The sequence below is a fragment of the Occallatibacter sp. genome (assembly GCF_049802275.1).
Classification (GTDB): Bacteria; Acidobacteriota; Terriglobia; order Terriglobales; family Acidobacteriaceae; genus Telmatobacter.
On the sequence record NZ_JBARMD010000159.1, the window covers coordinates 1 to 4,152 of the forward strand.

General features: G+C 56.3%; 6 protein-coding genes. 4 read left to right on the forward strand and 2 right to left on the reverse strand.

Annotation, left to right across the window (positions count from 1 at the left end):
• Both WA354_RS05145 and WA354_RS05150 read right to left on the reverse strand, forming a co-directional pair.
• On the reverse strand, window positions 1-686 hold a 686-nt coding region (locus WA354_RS05145), incomplete at its 3' end, for a metallophosphoesterase family protein (protein ID WP_472811937.1).
• 191 nt (window positions 687-877) lie between these two features.
• Window positions 878-1,102: a hypothetical protein gene (locus WA354_RS05150; protein ID WP_472811938.1), complete on the reverse strand. Its 225-nt coding sequence runs from the start codon at window positions 1,100-1,102 to the stop codon at window positions 878-880.
• Window positions 1,103-1,626: 524 nt separating this feature from the next.
• On the opposite strand from WA354_RS05150, the gene WA354_RS05155 reads away from it, so the two are divergent.
• From WA354_RS05155 to WA354_RS05170, 4 genes are read left to right on the forward strand one after another with little or no spacing between them, the layout of a single operon-like run.
• Window positions 1,627-2,028: an NADH-quinone oxidoreductase subunit A gene (locus tag WA354_RS05155; protein WP_472811942.1), complete on the forward strand. Its 402-nt coding sequence runs from the start codon at window positions 1,627-1,629 to the stop codon at window positions 2,026-2,028.
• A gap of 2 nt (window positions 2,029-2,030) precedes the next feature.
• Complete coding sequence (locus WA354_RS05160; RefSeq protein ID WP_472811939.1) at window positions 2,031-2,537, forward strand: NADH-quinone oxidoreductase subunit C; 507 nt, start codon at window positions 2,031-2,033, stop codon at window positions 2,535-2,537.
• Complete coding sequence (gene nuoD, locus WA354_RS05165; protein WP_472811940.1) at window positions 2,537-3,754, forward strand: NADH dehydrogenase (quinone) subunit D; 1,218 nt, start codon at window positions 2,537-2,539, stop codon at window positions 3,752-3,754. The genes WA354_RS05160 and nuoD overlap by 1 nt, the downstream gene beginning before the upstream one ends.
• Window positions 3,754-4,095 carry a transcriptional regulator gene (locus tag WA354_RS05170; RefSeq protein WP_472811941.1) on the forward strand — a complete coding sequence of 114 codons (342 nt, stop codon included), beginning with the start codon at window positions 3,754-3,756 and terminating at the stop codon, window positions 4,093-4,095. Before nuoD ends, WA354_RS05170 begins: the two co-directional genes overlap by 1 nt.
• The last annotated feature ends 57 nt before the right edge of the window (window positions 4,096-4,152 follow it).

A 4,152-nucleotide genomic window follows, 5' to 3' on the forward strand; every position in this document is an offset into this window, starting at 1 on the left:
GTGAGCGCCTCCTTCGAAGGCAGGTTCGTGAACAGTTTTGACTGATCATCGACGACCCATGGCGTGTGGTAGAGGATAAAGAGAAAATCCACCTGCCTGGGCAGGTGATCGAGCTGAGCTGCAAACCAGGTGGCCTGCGTGCTTGTGCCTCCTGCCGGCGAGGTCATATCGAGTGAGATCACTTCTACGCTGCCCATCAGCACAGAGTAGAAGCGGTGGCCCTTAATGCCGGGAAAGTTCTTCAGATAATTCGCAATTCCCTCGGGATTGCCGCCGCGGACTTCGTGATTCCCAATCGTGGGGAGTTGCAGGATGTGGTTTTGACGCCAAAGCGCAGTCTCGTCGCGAAAGACCTGCCAGTCAGCATCGCTCGCGCCGACGTAGGGCATGTCGCCGGTTAGGAGCAGCACTTCGGGATTCTCCTGGGCAACCCGCTCTGCAAGCCACTTGCGGATTCGCGGGTTGGTTCCGATCTTCACCGAGGGATCGGTAAACCGCATGTCACCATAACCCACCATGTGCATGGGAGAACCCGGCTGATATTTTGCAATCGTGAATGTGGGGTTTACATCGATCTTCTCAGGCGATTGAGCAGACGCGATGAGAAAGAGCGCGCACGCGAGAACGGCAATCGGGAAGGTTCGCGCACGCCGCCTCCTCAGGGTTTCTCGAAGTGGTAGATGCACAGGTTCAGGCTACCATCCAGCGCCGAGGTCGCCCAAGCTCCGACAAATGGCGAGTGGATGCAAAGCCGAGATGTGACCCAACGCCAGCCTCGACCTTTTGTGAGCAGGACACCTGCGACTCTGTATCCACAGTTTCACAGAAACTGTGAAGCTGTGGGATTTGAGCGAGAGACCGAGTGATGCGGCATGGGTTAGATGCGGTCGTAGATGGTCTTCACAGTTTCACAGGGGGGAGGGGGGAGGGGGTGCAAGATCGCAAAGAGATGCATGGAAGGGCGGGTGAAAGACCGCCTCTTCGGATCGACATCCGAAGAGATGACGAGGGTGATGTAGTGCGTGGGCATCAGATACTCCTGCACCTCTGATTGTGCGCCGGAGAGGTGAAACTGCATGCAAAAACGCGAAAGTTTTTGCACGCGTGGAATCTGCGGGTTGGAAGGCCGGGGAGCGATGTTGCACTTGACAGAGGTTGAGGTGAACCCCTTGGGTGAGACAGTCGCCAAGGGTGGGATGGGACGGACAATGACAGGGCCGATGATCGGGCGGCCCAAGACTTGAAGTTCAGATTCGAACCGACCGTCCTAGAAACCACTCATGACGCGCACCGATTTGAAGATTGTGGAGCAAGAAGTTGAACACTTTCCCGGGGAATCCATGTGACACAACTCACAGATGCCCGAAAGATGCGACAGGTATACAAATTCAAACGAGCAAAGTGATTTCTCTCACGAGCAGTAATTCCTGCCGCGCCCATCAATCTGGAAATGCATCATCCCGATGTTGGCTGGCTTAAATTTAAACTGCAGCTTTGAGCGCTGCCTGATCGCCTTGACGGGATGAGGTTTGGAACCTAAGCTCAAACCAGCGGCCTGTCGCAGTGGGCTCTTTCTGCCCAATGGGGATGCCGCACATTTTGCGGACCATTGCAGACAGGGTGTACATGATTCCCTACCACTGGCAATACCTTCCACTTCTGATGCAAATCCTTTTTGCCATTGGACTTGCGGCGATAATGGTCCTTGCGTCCTGGTTTGTCGGGCGCCATCGCAATCTCCCCGTGAAGCTGGCTGCGTACGAATGTGGAATTGAAGCAGTTGGCGACGCGCGCGCACGATTCAGCGTGCGCTTTTACATGGTGGCCATGCTGTTCATCCTGTTCGATGTGGAAGCGGTCTTCATGATGCCCTGGGCAGTCATCTACCGGCAGCTGCCGCATATCACCGGACAAAGACTCTTCGGTTTCTGGGAAATGATTGTGTATCTCGGTTTTATTGCGGTGGGTCTGTACTACATCGTGCGCAAGGGCATTCTGAACTGGAGCATGGACAAGGCGGACCTCTAAGAATGGCAGACGCTCCAAAGGAAACTCTCGCGGGAAAGCAAGCTGTGCTGGAAGGGCTGCCCGATCATCCGGCGGTAAAAGCGCTTCTTGCCTGGAACGCCGATGCATTCACCGATGCCCTCTTCGATCGCGGCGAACTCACCTTGACGGTGACGCCGGAAACCATCTGCCAGGCCGTAGCCGCAGTCAAGGATGCCGGTTACAACGCATTCGAAGACATGACTGCCGTGGACTGGCTACCGTCTGAGCCGCGCTTTCAGCTCAGCTACCACATTCTTTCGCATCAATATAAGGAAAGAATCCGTCTGAAGACCTGGGTAGACAGTTCCGATCCGGCTATTGAATCGATCACCTCGGTCTGGTCGGGCGCGAACTATTACGAGCGCGAAGTGTTTGATCTTTTCGGGATTCGTTTCGAAGGGCATCCGAATCTGCGCCGCATCCTGATGCCTGATGATTGGGTGGGACATCCGTTGCGCAAGGACTACCCGGTGGAGGGCTACCGCTGATGGTCGATGTCGGAACACCCATCCTGCAGGCTCCTCCAGCGGAGGGCGCACGCGACCAGCACATGGTCCTGAATATGGGACCGCAGCACCCGTCCACGCATGGTGTGTTGCGCCTGGTGCTGGAGATCGACGGCGAAATTGTAGTCCGGCTCTATCCGGAAATCGGTTATCTGCACACGGGTATTGAGAAAACCTGCGAGGCTAAGTTTTATCAGCAGGTTGTTCCGTTGACGGATCGCGTGGACTATCTCGGCCCCATGGCCAACAATCTCTGCTACTGCCTTGCCGTCGAGAAGCTGCTGCAGTTGGAGATTCCGGAACGAGCCGTGTGGATCCGCGTGCTGCTGACCGAACTAACGCGTTTGAATTCGCACCTGATCTGGCTCGGCACGCATGCCATGGACATCGGCGCGCTGACGGTCTTCCTATACACCTTCAGGGAACGCGAAGATATTTTGCGCATCTTTGAAGCGGTATCCGGGCAGCGCATGATGACCAGCTACTTCCGCGTCGGTGGATTGTCGATGGAGCCGCCGCTGGATCTGTTCGATCGCATCCAGGCATTCATCAAGACGTTTCCGGAAAAAATCGATGAGTATTCGAACCTGCTGACGGGAAATCCGATCTTTCGCAATCGGCTGATGGGGGTTGGACATTTGTCGCCGGAAGACGCGATTGCGCTCGCCGTGACAGGACCGACGATGCGCGCTTCCGGTATCGATTTCGATTTGCGGCGCGATATGCCGTATTCGAGCTACGAGAAGTTCCAGTTCAAGGTACCAGTTTCAAATCGGTGCGATTGCTGGGGAAGGTACGAAGTGCGTTTGCTCGAGATGCGCGAATCGATCGGCATCATTCAGCAGGCGTTGGACGGGATGCCGAGCGGCCCGATCAAAGCCGATGCGCCGAAGATTGTGCTGCCGGATCGCGAGAAGATGAAGACGCAGATGGAAGCGCTGATCCATCACTTCAAGATCGTGACTGAAGGCTTCAACGTTCCGGCCGGTGAGGTTTACCAGGGGATTGAATCGGGCCATGGGCAGATGGGGTATTACGTGGTTTCGGATGGGACAGCGAAACCGTATCGCGTGCACATGCGGTATCCCGGTTTTGCGAGCTTGCAGGCACTCGAAACCATGTGCAAAGGGCGCATGCTGGCCGATGTAGTCGCGGTAATCGGGTCGATTGATATTGTGCTGGGGGAGATCGACCGCTGATGCCGGAGACGGCTCAGTTGTACGTGGAACTTTGGGTATCGCTTGCTTCCCTGCTCCGCAGCTACACCGCGGCGCATGGCCTGAATGGGAACAGGCAGGCGACGGTCGAGTTAGGGGAAGAGCAGATTACAGTGCGTCACGCGGACGCGTGGCTCGATTTGAAACGGAACGGCGCGCACGTGATGTGGAAGCGCGACGACGGACGGAGCGGAATGCTGGAGTTTACTGAGGCTGGGCGGTTGAGATGGTTGGAACCCAGGTCTCAGAATCGAGACCTCGGGCACCCAGAGGAAGAGATGGACATGGCGGCTGAGGCATGGGCGCGGGAGTTGATGCGATGAGTCCGGAGACGATGAGCATCTTCTCGCCCAAGGTAGCGGCCCGGTTTGATGCGCTGG

Bases quoted from the DNA above. Each gene is read 5' to 3' on its own strand.
- nuoD (WP_472811940.1), top strand. From the start codon at position 2,537: ATGGTCGATGTCGGAACACCCATCCTGCAGGCTCCTCCAGCGGAGGGC.
- WA354_RS05170 (WP_472811941.1), top strand. From the start codon at position 3,754: ATGCCGGAGACGGCTCAGTTGTACGTGGAACTTTGGGTATCGCTTGCT.
- WA354_RS05155 (WP_472811942.1), top strand. From the start codon at position 1,627: ATGATTCCCTACCACTGGCAATACCTTCCACTTCTGATGCAAATCCTT.
- WA354_RS05160 (WP_472811939.1), top strand. From the start codon at position 2,031: ATGGCAGACGCTCCAAAGGAAACTCTCGCGGGAAAGCAAGCTGTGCTG.